Below are 15914 nucleotides of genomic sequence, written 5' to 3'. Positions count from 1 at the left end.
ATTTTTATCATTAGCGCCACTCTGCTTTAAGGCTGTTATATTGGGTTGGAGATGGAGGGAGAATTTGTTTTAGATTCTTATCATCCCGACCAAAGGGGAAGGATCTCTCCTTGTAGACAAGAGATGTTTGGCGCTGCCGATTTTCAATTCACTCTGTTCAACATGGTAAAGAGGAATTAAACATTAATATCGCAGATTTACTTTCAACCATTTATTTTAAATTATTCACTCTAAGATCGAATAAGAATATTCATTTTTCACAAGGACACACAAACCGATGCCTACATTTAAGAAGATTTTTTGAAATTAAAATCACACAATGATTATTTTTTAGGTTGGAAAATACTTACTATAACTTTTGCCTTTAAACAATATAGGAATGACAGTGTAAAGTTGTATTTTTTATTCAAAAACATGTAAATATTAACCATTTAACAGATACATGTTATTTTGAATATTTTTATTAAAATGCATCTCTTATATTTGTTTTAATAGTCTATAAACTTTATTAACCTTTAAAATTTAAGTATATGAAAAGGATATTCTTTTTTCTCATTGTGGCTATTCTGATTAGTAGTTGTAGTGAAATCCGTGATGATTTTGATTTGGACACAAATGTAACCGCAACCAGAGGTGATGATTTTGTTTCTGAAAGAAAAGCCTCAGAAGTAGCAAATAAATTCTTCTTAACAGTTTCAAATAATAAAAATAATATTGCTAACTCCATAAAGACTATAAAAGATAAAGATACCGATACTCCTACAATGTATGTAATCAATTATAAAGAAGGGGGATTTGTGATAGTAAGTGCAACAAAGAAGTACTATCCTATTTTAGCATATTCTGAAAAGAATTCGCTCGCTATAGAAACGATAAATGAAAGCTTAAATCAAGGTGTATTTATTTGGTCTGAAAATGTAAAAAATAGAATAAAAGAGCTCAAAACAAAATCTTTTGATGAAAATACATCGAGTATAATAAATAATTCGTGGGCACTTTACGAGGAACTTGATTCGAAGGAATCTAATAAAACAAAAGGATTTTATGAAGATGAAATGGCGTTTAGACAACGTTTGTCAGAATTATATTCAAAATACCCAAGTTTCTCATTTAGCCCTTTATCATCTGCTGCAAACTTTTTGCCTTCAACCGAATATCGGAACTTATGCAATATAGCCAATATGTACGGTTCATCTCTCCAACATACAATTATTGGATATAAATCTAAACCTACACAAGAAGTTGGTCCTCTTATTAATACTGTATGGCATCAAGGCTCTCCTTATAATGGTATGTGTCCAAATGAATATCCTGCAGGTTGTGTAGCTATTGCTATGGCACAGATGATGAAGTTTTATAAACACCCAACTAAGTATAACTGGAATAATATGCCTAATTACACCGGAACAGTGGATACACAAACGTTGATTGCTAATATTGGTACATCCGTAGAAATGGAATATGGTAGTAATGGCTCGGGGGCTGATTACGAAAACACGATAATAGGCTTCCAATCTATGGGTTACAATACAGTACCCAGTAACCCTTTAGTGCCACTGGGATATAACCATACAGATGTCGAAAATTACCTTCTAAATAAAAAGCAGCCTGTTTTTATGAGTGGTTTTAGAACCAAAGAGTGGTTAGGTCTTATTTATAAAGATGGACATGCCTGGGTAATTGAAGGAGCAAAATCGAAAGACTTAACTTTAACTTATTTTGTTGAATATAAAACGGCTAACGGATATTCATCTTTGGGAGGGCCTACAGGGGATAACCCTGCATCTTCTTCTGGACACGGTTACCTATATTTCTATATCAATTGGGGATGGGGAGCTAATGGAGGAAATGGTTGGTTTAATTTTGATAACTTCAACTCTCAGAATGGAAATTATCAATATAAACAACAAGTTATATATATAGCACCTAAATAAGTATTCTATAAAGACATAGAGTAGAGTCATTCTCTTAATGACTCTATTTTTTTAATTCCAATCGATAAACCCCGACCCTTTTTAATATTTTTGACCTATTTTTTACCACAAAATAAGCTTACCCAAGAGTTCGTATGTTCGCAGATATACTGTATTTTTACAAAAATGAAAAACAGAAGACTACTTTTCACCATTTTTCTGACCGTTTTTTATACCATAAATCTATTTGCTCAGGAAAATTCCAATTTTCACTTCCGAAAGATTCAGGTAGATGACGGGCTCTCGGAAAACGCCGTGTACTGTATCCTACAGGACTCGAAAGGCTTCATGTGGTTTGGAACCAAAGACGGACTCAACCGCTACGATGGGGATAACTTCCGCATATTCAGAAAAAACAATCACAACAACCAGTCTTTGGGCAACAACTTCATCCGTTGCATTGCCGAAGGAAAAGAAAACATACTCTATGTAGGTACTGATGCCGGACTATACAGAATGGATATGACCGACGAGAGTTTTGCGAAGATAAATACCAAGACCGCCAACGGCATAGAGGTTACCTCAGCCGTAAATGCATTGTACATAGACAAAGACGGCAATCTGTGGATAGGAACAATGGCGCAAGGCATATTTATGTACAACCCCGCAAAAAAGACACTGAAAGCCATAGAGATAGAAAAATACAGGCTCGGGCTGAACGCCGCGTGGTCTATCATAACCGACAAATCGGGATCGATATGGGTAGGTACAAGGCTCGGGCTGCTCAGGTACAACCCCGACAAAGGCAAGCTGGAAGCGCCCAAAGGCATGTTTAGCATACAAGATAATTCGCAAAACGAAATCTTGTGCATGCTCGACGACAACAAGGGCAATCTCTGGCTGGGCACATGGGACGATGGCATCAGGCTCTTCAACAAGCAAACCAACGAGTACACTTCGTTCTTCGGGCTGGGATCTAAGTCGTACTATATTACGCACGTACGCTCTATATTTCAATATACCGACAACTCGCTGCTTATCGGTTCCGACGATGGGCTGTACCTCTTTAATACAGACACCAAATCGATAAGACGACTCGATGCCCCTCAGGTGAAATACAGCCTCAGCGACCAAAATGTATACTCGATAGCCAAAGACAAGGAGAACGGGATATGGATAGGCACTTACTTTGGAGGAGTAAACTATCTGAATACCTCGCTACTCAATATAGAGACTTACTACCCCGATGTTTTGCACAACCTGCTCTCGGGAAAGGCGGTCAGCCAGTTTTTGGAAGACAACTCGTCCAATATCTGGATTGCCACCGAAGACGGCGGGCTCAACTACTTTGATACCAAGACAAAGGTATTTTCGCAACCCGTAAAGACTTCATACCACAACACCCATGCCCTGATGATAGACGGCGATAACCTGTGGATAGGAACATTTTCGCGCGGGATAGACATATATAATACACGCAGCCATTCGCTGGTCAACCACCGAAGCAAGATCAGAGACGAAAGCACGCTGAATGACGACTGCATCTTCTCGCTCTACAAAACCAAGAATGGAGATATATACGTCGGTACTCCTGTAGGGCTGAACAAGTTTGACCGAAGTACCAGCAGCTTTAAGCGTATCCCCGAAGCCTTCGGCTTTATATACGACATGAAGGAAGACGACTACGGCAACCTCTGGGTGGCAACATACGGAAGGGGTGCGATAAAGCTCGACATGACCCGCAACAAATGGGTACACTACGACACGATACAGGGGCGCAGCAACCCCATTGTAGGCAGTAAGCTGACAAGCATACACATCGACAATACCAAGCGGGTGATATTCTCGAGCGAAGGGCGTGGCATTTTTATCTACGACTACAAAACGGATAACTTCAAAAATATATCGGAAGACGACGGCTTGCCCAACAATGTGATTTACGGCGTGCTCGACGACCCTTTCGGCAACCTCTGGGTAAGTTGTAACAAGGGGCTGGTAACCTTCAATACGTCCGACCCCAAAAACCATAGAATATACAACAAAGCCGACGGACTGCAGAGCAACCAGTTCAATTACAAGTCGAGCTACAAGACCAAAGACGGCAAATTTTACTTCGGAGGGATAAACGGATTCAGTTGTTTTTACCCTAAAGACCTGAGCGAGAACAAAAACGGCATCATCCCATCTATAGAGATCACCCAGATACGTGTGTTGGGAAATATCAGTGCGGAAAAAGAACAAGAGATACAAACCCGTCTGAATAAAAAACAACGCATAAAATTATCTTACAACCGTTCGTCATTCACCATATCGTACGTTAGCCTCAGCTATATATCGCAAACTAAAAACCAATATGCCTATATGCTCGAAGGAACGGACGAGGAATGGAACTATGCGGGCAACAACAAGAGCGTGACCTATGTAAACCTTTCGCCGGGCAAATACACCTTCAGGGTGAAGGCCTCGAACAACGACGGACTGTGGAACGAAACGGGCACAGCAATAGAGATAGAAATACTGCCGCCTTTTTGGCTGTCGATACCGGCACGGCTCGTTTATTTTGCACTCGTCATATTCTTTATTTATTTGTTGGTATCGTACTACACCAAGAAAAGCAAGATAAAGCAGCAGAAACACCTTGAGGCTTACAAAGCCGAACAGGAAACGCTCGCCTTCAAATCGAAGATCGATTTCTTCACCACCATTGCGCACGAAATACGCACACCGCTAAGTCTTATCAGCGCACCGCTCGAAGAGGTGATTTCGTCGGGCGAAGGCAGCAAGGAGACTCATCAGAACCTTTCGATGATAGAGAAAAACTGCGACAGGCTGACGGTGCTCATTAATCAATTGCTCGATTTCCGCAAGATGGATTCGACCAAATATATAGTAAATCCCGAAACAATAAACCTTAGCGAGCATATCAACGAACTGTATGAGCGATTTAAAAAAACGGCTCAGAACAAAAAGATAGACTTTGAGCTGCACATGCCTGCCCAACCTATAATAGATGTAATATCCGATCCGGATGCGCTGACCAAAATAATAGGTAACCTGCTGACCAATGCGTTGAAATTTACCCGAAGCAAGATTATCCTTACTCTTATACCGAACAGTGATAAGACATATACCGTGACTGTAGAAGACAACGGGCGAGGCATATCCGACAATCATAAAGAACTGATATTCGACCCTTTCTATCAGGTGCAGCAAGACGACAGTAAGGTAGGTACAGGCATCGGGCTTTCGCTGGTAAAGCATTTGGCAGAGATACTGAAAGGCAAGATTGAGGTAAAAGACAGCAAAACTGGCGGCGCATTGTTTGCGTTCACTTTCTCTGATACATCCAAAGAGTTTTCTATCGACCAAAGCGAAACGGCAAGTAGTGAAAGTACCTCCTTCGAGGATGGAGGACTGACTACGATCAACGGCAAGAACAGCGTGCTTGTGGTAGACGACAATCCCGAGATGATACAATTTATAAAAAACAGCCTGCAGAACGAATATACGGTAGACACGGCACTGAGTGCTACCGAAGCTTTGAAACTACTCGAAGACAAGAGCTTCGACCTTATCGTTTCGGATATTATGATGCCCGGCATCGACGGCATATCGTTTACCAAACGACTGAGGGCCGACCTCAACTACAGCCATATACCGGTGATACTGCTATCGGCAAAGACCGAGAATACGGCGAAGGTAGAAGGATTGTTATCGGGGGCTGATGTGTTTATCGAAAAGCCGTTCTCGATATCATATCTCAGAGCTCAGATAGCGAGTTTGCTGGAAAACAGGAAGGCGATACTCGAAGCGTTCAACCGTTCGCCGCTATCGTCTTACGCAAGCCTGGTAACCAATAGGGGTGACGAAACATTCCTCAACAAGCTGAACGAAGAGATAGAAAAACACCTCTCGGAAGAAACATTCACCGTGGAATCGCTAACCGATATACTGAGCATCAGCCGCTCCAACCTGCAACGCAAATTAAAGAGCATCTGCGGGGTTACTCCGGGTGACTACCTGCGCAATTATCGCATGAAAAGAGCATGTAAACTTCTGCTGGAGACAGACATGCGGATAAATGAAGTGGCTTACTACGTAGGTTTTAACTCGGCATCGTACTTTACCAAGGCATTCTTCAAAAGCTATGGCATGTCGCCAAAGGAATTTGTAAATAAGATGAAAAGCGGGGAGTAATATTTTCGGTAGGGGATACAAATAGCTAAGCTAAATGAAAAGAGATAATCGAAAAAATATCCTCTTTGCCATTCTATTTTATCAGATAGAATAGCAGAGAGGATAGATCAAATAAAATTTATTCGTAACTAAGTCTTATTCTAGAAGTAGTACTTTTACCACATTCATTCGTGGTATAACATGTAACTATAATCACATTGCTCATCCCTGTACTTCCACCTGTTCTAATCACTATGGTATTTGAAGTAGGATCAGTAGGCTCTAACGTTACTGCACTTGAAGCTGTAGACCATGTATATGTTTGTGCACCCGCAGAAATAGCTTGGAGTTCATAAGTTGAATTTGGTTGCAGGGTAGTCCCTCCACTACAAGACAAAATTGGAGTTTGAGGCACTCCTACACAGACTACGGAGTTTTCGGCTGCATCGCTTTTCTCTCCATTCGCTACGGCTGGCTTCACTCCAGAGCTCTGTCCACATACGCCCCCAATATATAAACACATTAGGGTAACCACTAAAATAATTTTTTTCATAAGCATAAAAAAGTTTAGTTAAACAATAGATTTAAAATGCTTCCGAGTTAAAGAAACATACGTATTATATGTATAATAAGTTTTTTAACTTATAAATGAGCTTTCGAGAAGAATATCGCTGTGTTAAAAACGCTGCATATCCACAGGCTCATCATCATTACTCCATACGAACAGGCTCTATATTAAACGGATTCCCTAAAATGAGAATATTTGTATTTGTTTTATAAAAATAACATAAATTTTTAATAAAAGACCTACAATATCAAAAAAAGAACCTCATTGTCTTTACTTTATGAGTTTACGAAAACAGAATGTATGTGTTAATCGCTCAACACCCCTTATCCTGATAGGTTTTTCTTCAATCTTTCCAAATTTTCTTTTGTATCGTGAGACAGCACGTTGATAACCAATTCGGAAGGTTGGTCTGCCTCCTCCTTTTTTTCTATGGCTGTAACCTTAGACAGAGCATTTGCATTGTAAACACCGATACATTCGCCCTCGAGCTGCTGCTGACAGATTGTCAATCGGAGATGCTCTATAGCTTCACCAAAGTGAGGGTCAGACTCGTATCGGCTGAAAGTAGCAAGACTGATTCCACAAAAAACGCACAGGCCTTCGATGGTGTATGGGCGTGACACGGGAAGCTCTACCCCCTCTCCTACCCTTGCTCCCGAACGGATCAGCTCAGCTTTGGGCCAAGGGTTGCTGTCGCACCACTCGAAGTATTTATATGCCTGTGCGAGAAGGCTACCCGGGCTTTCATACCTTATCTCCCTGCCGTTGTTTTCACGGCTTTTGTAACAGGTTTTGCGGGCAGCCATTATTTATCTTTTTTCAAATGTTTCTTTGCTGTCTTTGCGGATGCGGATTGCACTGCGGAAGTTTCTTTATCTGCAATATGCTCGTTATCGGAGCTTTTAGCAAGCCAGTTTTTCAACTCTCTTACTTTGCGTATCAGGCAACTGGCACACGACTGAGGGGTTTCGTTTGTGCCGAAAACCCGATTATATAATCCATAGATACGGCCCATCGAGTAACGGTGTGTTTTCTCTACTTCGCGTACCAATGCTTCTACTTCTGATCTTAATGCTAGATTTGTCATTTTACTATTTTTTTGTTGTCGATATATTTTACAATGAAAAATACAATGAACGCAACCACGATGCCGATACCTGCCAAAGTCCACGATTGCCTCTCAAAGGCAAATATCCCCAACAGCATCCATGTGAGGTGAAAGGTGAGACAGGGACGACAATTGAAAGGCTTTCGGTCGAGAATAGTCCACACTTCGGGAAGCCTTAGCGACAGCACCACTCCGCAATAAAGGGAGGTGATAATGCAACACAGCATCGTAATAATGATAATTAGCGCATCCATATATAATAAGATAATTTTGTAGAGAAATAATGCAGTTTTTTGGGGGAAGGAAAGAGAAAAATATCCTCCTCCCTTTATGAAGAAGGAAGGAGGATAGATAAAATTATTTATATAAGATCTTATTACTATATCGTAGGATCTAATCCACCTACGCCATCGACAGATACAAAGTAATAAATAGTAACAGATTCTTTATCATTACTTGCTGTTACCCATATTGTCATCCCAAATCCCTTACTTATAATATGCTTCTTATCTACTGTAACAGATGCACTTGTCTTACTGCCTTTATATTCGACCGGAAAACCTCCATACCATTGAAATTTGGTTGCTCCTCTTATTTCGCTACCGAATGTTAACGACCCAACCCTATCGTATCGGCTTATATCGGTATAGTTCTTGATAGCATTGTAAGAAATGGTACTAGGGTTTGGATCTAAAATAATGCGAACACTGGAGTCTTCAACTGTATAGCTTTGTCCATTATAGGAGACTGTTGCCTTAGCAATGGCATTACCTTCACGTGCAGCATAATATACAGCTTCGCATGTGCCCTGTCCCGATAGTAGAGATAGTAGCATTGAGCCTTCCCAATTTACTACTACCTGGTCTCTTATATTAGAAGGAATATCTAATGTATAAGTAATTTTATTCCCTTGATAAACTGCGGAGCTACTCGGAATCATTTTGGCAGGCTTACCTTCTATTTCTACTTCTTCTCTCGCTTTAAACACCCCATATTCTGCCCTAATCTCTGAACGTATATTTGTATGAGTATATTTAACTACAAAGGTTATCCTTTTAAAGTCATTATCAGATTTGTTGGGTATTCTTCTTAAATGGTCACTATTATAAGTCCAAGAAATCTCACCTTCTTTTACTACAGCGTTGACAACTTTACAATAACAAATTATAGTATCTCCAGGATGTGCAGGATATGTAAATGATAATAGTCGATTGTCTACTGTGGAGGTAATTATTTCATCAATATATGGAAAACCTGTACTGCCGCCCGTTTCGCCGCTTGCACTTTTATACTCTATATCCAAATACAAATCTTTAATATCTCCAGTAAATCTTATTACCTTACTTTCATCGACATGATTTATTGCTAAATATAACTTTTTACCGATTGCATTCTTCGTTGTTATCTTCAACGCTTCATTTGACAAGGCTTTCCCATACCCTTCTCTTTGCATATCTGTACTAATGAGATCAAGATTAGTTATTCCTTTCAGGCTATTCCAAATAACCTCATTAGCATCCATGTAGTTTCCACATGAATATAGCTTAATCTTCCCGTTGAAATTATTATCATACGCTATCACACTTGTTAACTGTAATGATGCGGAAACAATTGTAACATCCTTAGGTAAAGATGAAAGATCAAATTCCAAATATCCTCTACCATAAGTACTGGTAGTAGCATCGTAACCGACAAAAAAACGCTTCGGATCTTTCTCTATAGATTGCTTTGCATAAGTAGTACCTTTTTTAGTTACTCCTACAAAGCTGGCTTTGGGATAAATTCGAACAAAGGTCTGCCCCATAATCGNNAATTTTCTTCATAAGCTTAATAATTACTTTAATAGTTCTTTTTAGAAATGTTTTGAATTCAATAAACACATGTGCACAATAAGATAATATTGAAGAAAAAAGATGACGGTTTTTTCACGATTTGGATGATATTTTTTTATGAAATAGCGAAATACTTCGCTCTTCAGTACGACAGACAAGGATTATAGCCGTGAGCAATATACAAGACAATGAAAGTTCCCCTCAAACATTTATCAGATAGTCTATTATTCCTCCAAAGAGAAACTATAAAGAAAAATTGTGCGAAAAAAATCTATATTTCTTTTTTCAATAACTAATAGATAGAGGTTATTGTATATTTTAACTATAAACACATAACACACTATAGATAACGTATTTAGTACGCTTCCGTTAATTTTATAGAGCCTAGAAACAAAGTAAAAACAAAACGAATACCCTCCCTAAAGTCTTAATATAAAGAGAGTAATTATTTTATTTCCTTTTTTAATACTACCTTTGCGAAGGATTTAGAGACAAGTACAATTACAGTTTACAGTGGCTGATTACTCAAGCACATCAGACCACTTATCATATTTTAATTATTATGATCAGATATATAATCATATTATTACTCATCAATATGAACGTTTTCTTAAAAGCCCAAGTAACCATTGGGTGTGCGAGCGAACCGGTTTATGGTTCCATCTTGCAACTGAAAGAAAACGATTCGAAGGGTACAAACTCTACAAAAGGTTTTGGTTTTCCGAGGGTATTTTTATCAAAGGCAGACAAACTTTTACCAATGTTTGCAGAGGGATACAACATTGCACAAGACACTATAAACGAAGGACTAACGGTATACAACACCAACTCCAAATTTTCTAGCGGACGAGGCATATATACATGGCAACTAAGTGACTCTACATACAAATGGGTAGCCCTAAAACCAAAGGTATCGGTTGTGGAAAAAACACTGGCTGTTGCCATCAAACAAAACGTTCAGATCATCGCTCCCAGAACGAACAATTCAACAAATCCCGTGACTACAGACATTGTGTGGGATTCGATAAAAGGCATAAATGCAAACGATCTGAAGATTATAAACAACACAGACATATACCTCCCCCCGTTCAAAGATTTCAAGATAACAGGCTACGTTGGCATCTTCACCAATGGCACCGAAGGAAGCGCGACATACATCGCCAGTCGTTTTTATCTTGTGAAGAATGGAAAACCAACTGTGGAGTCGCTACCAATATCCACATGGGGATATTCAGAATCGTCAACAGAGGGCTATCACGATGGCGGGGTTACAAACCCAATTTGCATACTAAACACAGGAAAACAAGGTGCAACTATAAGAATGATAGCTAATGGACCCACAAACGACAGATTCACGCGCATGTCTGCATCAACTTCACATGATGCCAAACACATGAGCTCGATAGGCAGCTATCTACTGATAGAAGAATTATAAATAAACACAGCAAACTTTAACTTCACATTATTGTATTCTTAGAAGGGAATATAAAATCGTTTTTTACGCAAAAATCAGGACTTCCCAACCTTATACTTCATGTTCTGTCTTGCAAAACANNGACAGAACATTTTTTTATGCAGGCAAGAATATAAATAATTTGTAAAAATATCTATACCAACTCTCTACGCCTTTCTGCAAACTCCTTATTGGCAAGTACACCTTTCTTGATGCGCGAGATAGCCCGCTGTATATTATGCGCCTTAACCCCTGTAATTTCCGATAGCGAACTATAATTTATCGCAGGCTTGAGCGAGATATACATCTTAAACAGTTCAAAATCTCGAATATCGTAGTTGTCATACACATATTGCATTATATCCGACTCCAACTTGCTTTGCTTGGCTTCTATTTCACGAAAATAGCCGCTATCTACATCCGACTTGTCGTAGTTGGGCAACAGCTCACAATATCTGTTTTGCTTAATGCCCTCCGCCATCAGGTTGGTATAATACGAACGGATAAAATAGTGCATATAATTCTCGATTTTGTTTCCCGAGAAGAGAATATTCTCATACATTTTCAGATAGCTGTCGTTGAAAACATCACAGTTGTACGAACGGCGTACCTCAAGATATTGAGTCAGCTTTTTATTATTGTCGGCGAACCAACGGTTGAAAGCTTCTGCCTTTTCGGCAAAAACGATATCCGACATATCACGTTTTTTACTGAAATACTTTTTCCCTTTGTTGCCTTTGCTTACGTTGAATAATAGCATAATATAATAAGATAAAGAATGGTTAATAATTGATTATAAATACGTTGAATACACTTTTGAAATAAAGAGCACCGCACAAAAAAGAGCAGGCGATGCCCATCGGGACGAGAATCCCGACAATTATGAATAGTCACAAATTATTTGTTAATCAGCATCTTTGGCTCTGCCCCTTAAATTCGATACGGCGGGTAACCGAAATAATGCGCTCCATCACCCGCTGACCATAACGAGCTACAATCTGATCACCATTGAGATTGGTGGATACGATAATCAGCTTTCGGTATTTTTCGGCGGCATCCATCACTTCGGCAAAGGCAAGGCGGCGGTTGCCATAGCTTACCAAAGTATCTTCGGTACCAATATCGTCGAGGCTTATAACATGCTTCCTCAGCAGCTTATCTATATCGCTGTTCATCTTCTGAGCATCGTACACATTCACCACCTTGTTCATATACTTCAGCAAGATGGCGGGCAGCACATGATAGCCCAGCACCGTTTTGCCACGACCATAGTCGCCATACATAAAAAGCCCCCTCCCCCGATTGTCTGCCAACCATTCTGCTACCTCTTCGTACTCGGGCAGCCAGTGCAGTTCACTCCTTTTCTGCGCCAGACAGTCTTTCATATAGTGATAGAGCACCGTGCGAGCTTCGGGCACACGCACCATCACTTGGCTGTGAGGCACAGGCATATCGTGCTCTTTCATTCGGCTGCATATTTCGCTAAAATCGTTCATCTCCTAAGCTTTTTTGTTGTTTACACTCGGCTACGGGCTGCATGTAAGCCTCCGATTTTTCCCACGTGCGGACAGCAGCCTGCCAGTTTTTCATTTTGTTGCGCCCTATCATCCAGTCTTTTGCTGTATAGAAGTCTATAAACTTGCGGGCGTCTACTCTCCCGCCCCTTTGCGTGCAGTAAGCCTGCACTTGGTCGAAGGTGGGCACAACGAATGCGGATTTTGCACTGTTCTCATCGCCTGTAAAGGGCAATCTTTTCTTTTCAGGTTTTACCTGCTTCTTACTTGCCGGTCTGCACCCTTTTTTGTTGTACAACAGTGTATATACGGGGGAACGAAGCCTGCGCTGTCCTGCCTCAAAGTCTATCAGCCCCTTCTCTTTTAGCCTGTTGCGTGCATCTATCATGGTCTTTTCGCTAAAACCGATCGTGGCGCAGATAATGCCGTTGGTACACTCGAAAGGGTTTTCCCATTGGCGAGCGTTCGACTCCTGCATCAGGAAGTAATACATATCTGCCTCGCTGGAGCTCAATCGCACCTTACGGCGGATTTGCCAAAATAGATTTATGAGTTCAATGTAGTTCATACAAGCGATTAATTGTTTTAGAGCCGATGTTGGGTTAGTTCTTGCCGGGGAGGCACGTATTGCACTCCCATCAGCTTGTGTATCTGTCGGAAAGTATCTCCCGCGACTGTTCACATGCTTCGTTCTCGTTGCGGTTGTATTCATCTACAATAGCTCGCAGGCGTGAAGTCAGCACAGCAGAGTCTTCGTAGAGCAAATCCCAGTCGCTATCGAGTACTTCGGAGGTTTTCAGCTGTACAGTATCCATGTATGTTTCAAACTCTACACACACCCGTACACCACAGATCACATCGTCGAAATCGGGTATCTCCGACCTGTCGGATTCATACAAATGGCCGGTAACGGCTTTCACTAAGCTTGCCATCTGTCTTTCATTGCAATAGCAGTCAATTTTCAGTGCTCCCATTTTTCTTTCATTTTAATTGCCAGATTGTATTTATTTTCTTTAATTTGATAGTAAATAATACTTTCAATACAAATATACACATATTTGTGAATGCATAATACACATTTACGTGAATATTATGGTTAATTATAGTTAACTGCGATTGAATAGATAATACTGCCTAGATAATGAATAAGATAGCTCGGTAATCATTTTCTAACAAAGACTTAAGAAGAAAGAAAAGAAGAAGGAAAAGCAAAATAATCACATTACACGCCCATTTAACAATACACAGATTAGTGAATCATGGAAATACATGAGAGAATAAAGAAAATAAGGGAAGATTTGTTTAAAGGGTCTAACATCGAATTCGCCAGATCGATAGACGAAAAACCAAATACAACAAGCAACTGGATAAGCGGAAACCGAAAGATCGGATTGGAAGTGATAGAGAAAATTCTTGCCCGGCTGCCGCAGATAAATGCAAGCTGGCTACTCACCGAAGAAGGTCCGATGATGAAAGCCGACGCCGACAAGGAAGAGCCTTACCTGATAACAAAGGCAGGGGTGAAATACTTTGAGTTGGCAAACGGAAAATACCTGATGCGAGTTCCCTTTGTACCGATAAAAGCCTATGCCAAGTACATAGACGACTATCGGGATGCCGAATTTAGCGGTTCGCTCGACGAGTACAATTTCATTGTAGACCAGATAGGACACGGAAAGTACATGGCCTTTGAGATAAAGGGCGACAGCATGGACGACGATACACGCAAAAGCCTCGCAAACGGCGACATCGTGCTGGGGCGTGAACTGGGATCGGAACACTGGAGAGACAAGTTACATACGAATGAGTACCCGAACTGGATCATTGTGCTCGACAACACCATCCTCTGCAAACAGATTATAAATCAGGATATAGAAAAAGGCACGATCACCTGCCATTCGCTGAACACCTCACCCGAATATTCAGACTTCGAGTTGAGCTTCAACGATATACGGCAGATGTTCAATATTATACAAAGGGTATCGAATATGATGTAACTTTTCGAGCAAAAGAAGAGACGCATATTAAGACAATAGGGGCGATCCCTTGTGGTCGCCTGTATATAAACGGGCAGGAACGAGTTTAAAATCCTTATAATAAAGCTTCGGGGTTGCAATTAGCAATCAACGGAGTGTCACGTAGTTAAACCCCGAAGGACGAAAGAACGAAAAATCCCGAAGAATGAAGGAGAGGCAAAAAGTTTACAATCCAGAAGGACAAAAATATTTTTATTATTATGAAAAACCTGATTCTTATTTTAATCCTAGTTCTAATCGGAAGTTGCAGCAGCAAAAAGTTCATTTCAGGAACTGTAACTGACACAGAAGGAAATCCCATATACAACATAACAGTCAATTCGCCTCAAGCCATATATGTATCTTCTTTAACAGATAATAATGGAAAATTCCGGATTTGTGTAAGAAAAAGAGACTCGATCAGACTCTGTTTCGAACACAGACTATTCTTCTATTTTAATTACAATGGGCTAGAAGATTTTCAAGATTACTACAAGAAAGAGATAGATGTAAGAAAGGAAGATAAATATATAAATGTAACATTAGAGAAAACACCTGAGCGAATCCATTGCGATTCTCTAATAAGCAAGGCTCTAGATGGAGCATATTATATAAAGGGGCAGATTTATAATAAAAAAGGACAAGCATTACCATTGGTTGATGTTTTGGTTGAAGACCTTCCTTTCATTCCTAGGCAAACCCCTTTCTTCACAACCAGCGGGCTCAATGGCGTATACGAAATTACTATACCCAATAGAGATTCAGTCAGAATTACATTCTCTGACATGCTAGATAAAAAAGAGAGGACAGTTACGATAAAAGGAGAAAACAGCAGCAACATAGATATTACATTAGAATAAATACTATTGCAACCGTCCTTTTGGATTTTAAATCCTGATGATAAAACTTCGGAGTTGCAAACCCCGAAAAACGAATAAAGTGACAATCATCAATTTATCAAACTAAATAATATGAAGACTATATACGTTATCCTATCACTCGTTATACTGACTGTATCAGGCTGTCGGTTTCAGCCAAATAATTCGGAAGGAATTATAGTCTTAAAACACACCGATGACACCCTTTCTATAAGCATATTAGACTCATATTATAGAATTAGCAAATACAAAACCTTTAAGAAAAACGATACTTTGTATATTGAAGTACTATCAATATCCTCGCCCGACACAGTATCCAAGCCTGATTTGATACCAATAGATACGACCATCAAATATATTAAATTGCAAAACGACACGATTATTGACGTTCAAAAGATACCTTTCCCAATTAGTCATTAAGGCTCACCGTCTCACCACACCGTCCTTTCGGATTTGC

The 15914-nt window shown here is 40.0% G+C and carries 15 protein-coding genes; 6 read left to right on the top strand and 9 right to left on the bottom strand.

Annotation, left to right across the window (positions count from 1 at the left end):
* Positions 1-530: 530 nt before the first annotated feature.
* A complete protein-coding gene (locus B3P17_RS01675; RefSeq protein WP_252639395.1) occupies positions 531-1934 on the top strand; it encodes a C10 family peptidase in 1404 nt (467 codons plus the stop codon).
* A gap of 165 nt (positions 1935-2099) precedes the next feature.
* Positions 2100-6110, top strand: coding sequence for a hybrid sensor histidine kinase/response regulator transcription factor (locus tag B3P17_RS01670; protein WP_252639396.1), 4011 nt, complete (start codon positions 2100-2102; stop codon positions 6108-6110).
* A gap of 118 nt (positions 6111-6228) precedes the next feature.
* On the opposite strand, the gene B3P17_RS01665 is transcribed toward B3P17_RS01670, so the two are convergent.
* The 5 genes from B3P17_RS01665 to B3P17_RS01645 form a co-directional block, all read right to left on the bottom strand.
* Positions 6229-6642 carry a hypothetical protein gene (locus B3P17_RS01665; protein WP_252639397.1) on the bottom strand — a complete coding sequence of 138 codons (414 nt, stop codon included), beginning with the start codon at positions 6640-6642 and terminating at the stop codon, positions 6229-6231.
* 338 nt (positions 6643-6980) lie between these two features.
* Positions 6981-7463 (bottom strand): terminase small subunit, encoded by a 483-nt coding sequence (locus B3P17_RS01660; protein WP_291102914.1) that lies wholly within the window; start codon positions 7461-7463, stop codon positions 6981-6983.
* The gene (locus tag B3P17_RS01655; protein ID WP_252639399.1) at positions 7463-7744 is read right to left on the bottom strand and encodes a hypothetical protein; all 282 of its coding nucleotides are present in this window, start codon (positions 7742-7744) and stop codon (positions 7463-7465) included. Before B3P17_RS01655 ends, B3P17_RS01660 begins: the two co-directional genes overlap by 1 nt.
* A complete protein-coding gene (locus B3P17_RS01650; RefSeq protein WP_252639400.1) occupies positions 7741-8019 on the bottom strand; it encodes a hypothetical protein in 279 nt (92 codons plus the stop codon). The genes B3P17_RS01655 and B3P17_RS01650 overlap by 4 nt, the downstream gene beginning before the upstream one ends.
* A gap of 125 nt (positions 8020-8144) precedes the next feature.
* A complete protein-coding gene (locus B3P17_RS01645) occupies positions 8145-9569 on the bottom strand; it encodes a hypothetical protein (protein WP_291102911.1) in 1425 nt (474 codons plus the stop codon).
* 590 nt (positions 9570-10159) lie between these two features.
* On the opposite strand from B3P17_RS01645, the gene B3P17_RS01640 reads away from it, so the two are divergent.
* Positions 10160-11032 carry a hypothetical protein gene (locus B3P17_RS01640; protein WP_252639402.1) on the top strand — a complete coding sequence of 291 codons (873 nt, stop codon included), beginning with the start codon at positions 10160-10162 and terminating at the stop codon, positions 11030-11032.
* 172 nt (positions 11033-11204) lie between these two features.
* On the opposite strand, the gene B3P17_RS01635 is transcribed toward B3P17_RS01640, so the two are convergent.
* From B3P17_RS01635 to B3P17_RS01620, 4 genes are all read right to left on the bottom strand, one after another.
* Positions 11205-11810: a hypothetical protein gene (locus B3P17_RS01635; RefSeq protein WP_252639403.1), complete on the bottom strand. Its 606-nt coding sequence runs from the start codon at positions 11808-11810 to the stop codon at positions 11205-11207.
* A 148-nt stretch (positions 11811-11958) separates the two neighbouring features.
* Positions 11959-12516 (bottom strand): hypothetical protein, encoded by a 558-nt coding sequence (locus tag B3P17_RS01630; RefSeq protein ID WP_252639404.1) that lies wholly within the window; start codon positions 12514-12516, stop codon positions 11959-11961.
* A gap of 16 nt (positions 12517-12532) precedes the next feature.
* Complete coding sequence (locus B3P17_RS01625; protein ID WP_252639405.1) at positions 12533-13276, bottom strand: hypothetical protein; 744 nt, start codon at positions 13274-13276, stop codon at positions 12533-12535.
* Positions 13203-13538: a hypothetical protein gene (locus B3P17_RS01620; RefSeq protein WP_252639406.1), complete on the bottom strand. Its 336-nt coding sequence runs from the start codon at positions 13536-13538 to the stop codon at positions 13203-13205. Before B3P17_RS01620 ends, B3P17_RS01625 begins: the two co-directional genes overlap by 74 nt.
* A gap of 285 nt (positions 13539-13823) precedes the next feature.
* Between B3P17_RS01620 and B3P17_RS01615 the strand changes: the two genes are divergently transcribed.
* The 3 genes from B3P17_RS01615 to B3P17_RS01605 all read left to right on the top strand — a co-directional run bounded on the left by B3P17_RS01615 (position 13824) and on the right by B3P17_RS01605 (position 15877).
* Positions 13824-14561, top strand: coding sequence for a LexA family transcriptional regulator (locus B3P17_RS01615; RefSeq protein WP_006844631.1), 738 nt, complete (start codon positions 13824-13826; stop codon positions 14559-14561).
* Between the two features lie 239 nt (positions 14562-14800).
* A complete protein-coding gene (locus tag B3P17_RS01610) occupies positions 14801-15439 on the top strand; it encodes a carboxypeptidase-like regulatory domain-containing protein (RefSeq protein ID WP_252639407.1) in 639 nt (212 codons plus the stop codon).
* Positions 15440-15550: 111 nt separating this feature from the next.
* Positions 15551-15877, top strand: a complete 327-nt coding sequence (locus B3P17_RS01605; RefSeq protein ID WP_252639408.1) for a hypothetical protein — start codon at positions 15551-15553, stop codon at positions 15875-15877.
* The last annotated feature ends 37 nt before the right edge of the window (positions 15878-15914 follow it).

It is taken from the genome of Dysgonomonas sp. UBA7630 (assembly GCF_002483985.1).
In the GTDB taxonomy this organism is placed as follows: Bacteria; Bacteroidota; Bacteroidia; order Bacteroidales; family Dysgonomonadaceae; genus Dysgonomonas.
This window is presented reverse-complemented; position numbering and strand designations above follow the sequence as displayed.

Bases quoted from the DNA above. Each gene is read 5' to 3' on its own strand.
- B3P17_RS01675 (WP_252639395.1), top strand. From the start codon at position 531: ATGAAAAGGATATTCTTTTTTCTCATTGTGGCTATTCTGATTAGTAGT.
- B3P17_RS01670 (WP_252639396.1), top strand. From the start codon at position 2,100: ATGAAAAACAGAAGACTACTTTTCACCATTTTTCTGACCGTTTTTTAT.
- B3P17_RS01665 (WP_252639397.1), bottom strand. From the start codon at position 6,642: ATGAAAAAAATTATTTTAGTGGTTACCCTAATGTGTTTATATATTGGG.
- B3P17_RS01660 (WP_291102914.1), bottom strand. From the start codon at position 7,463: ATGGCTGCCCGCAAAACCTGTTACAAAAGCCGTGAAAACAACGGCAGG.
- B3P17_RS01655 (WP_252639399.1), bottom strand. From the start codon at position 7,744: ATGACAAATCTAGCATTAAGATCAGAAGTAGAAGCATTGGTACGCGAA.
- B3P17_RS01650 (WP_252639400.1), bottom strand. From the start codon at position 8,019: ATGGATGCGCTAATTATCATTATTACGATGCTGTGTTGCATTATCACC.
- B3P17_RS01645 (WP_291102911.1), bottom strand. From the start codon at position 9,569: ATGGGGCAGACCTTTGTTCGAATTTATCCCAAAGCCAGCTTTGTAGGA.
- B3P17_RS01640 (WP_252639402.1), top strand. From the start codon at position 10,160: ATGATCAGATATATAATCATATTATTACTCATCAATATGAACGTTTTC.
- B3P17_RS01635 (WP_252639403.1), bottom strand. From the start codon at position 11,810: ATGCTATTATTCAACGTAAGCAAAGGCAACAAAGGGAAAAAGTATTTC.
- B3P17_RS01630 (WP_252639404.1), bottom strand. From the start codon at position 12,516: ATGAAAGAGCACGATATGCCTGTGCCTCACAGCCAAGTGATGGTGCGT.
- B3P17_RS01625 (WP_252639405.1), bottom strand. From the start codon at position 13,276: ATGAATACAACCGCAACGAGAACGAAGCATGTGAACAGTCGCGGGAGA.
- B3P17_RS01620 (WP_252639406.1), bottom strand. From the start codon at position 13,538: ATGGGAGCACTGAAAATTGACTGCTATTGCAATGAAAGACAGATGGCA.
- B3P17_RS01615 (WP_006844631.1), top strand. From the start codon at position 13,824: ATGGAAATACATGAGAGAATAAAGAAAATAAGGGAAGATTTGTTTAAA.
- B3P17_RS01610 (WP_252639407.1), top strand. From the start codon at position 14,801: ATGAAAAACCTGATTCTTATTTTAATCCTAGTTCTAATCGGAAGTTGC.
- B3P17_RS01605 (WP_252639408.1), top strand. From the start codon at position 15,551: ATGAAGACTATATACGTTATCCTATCACTCGTTATACTGACTGTATCA.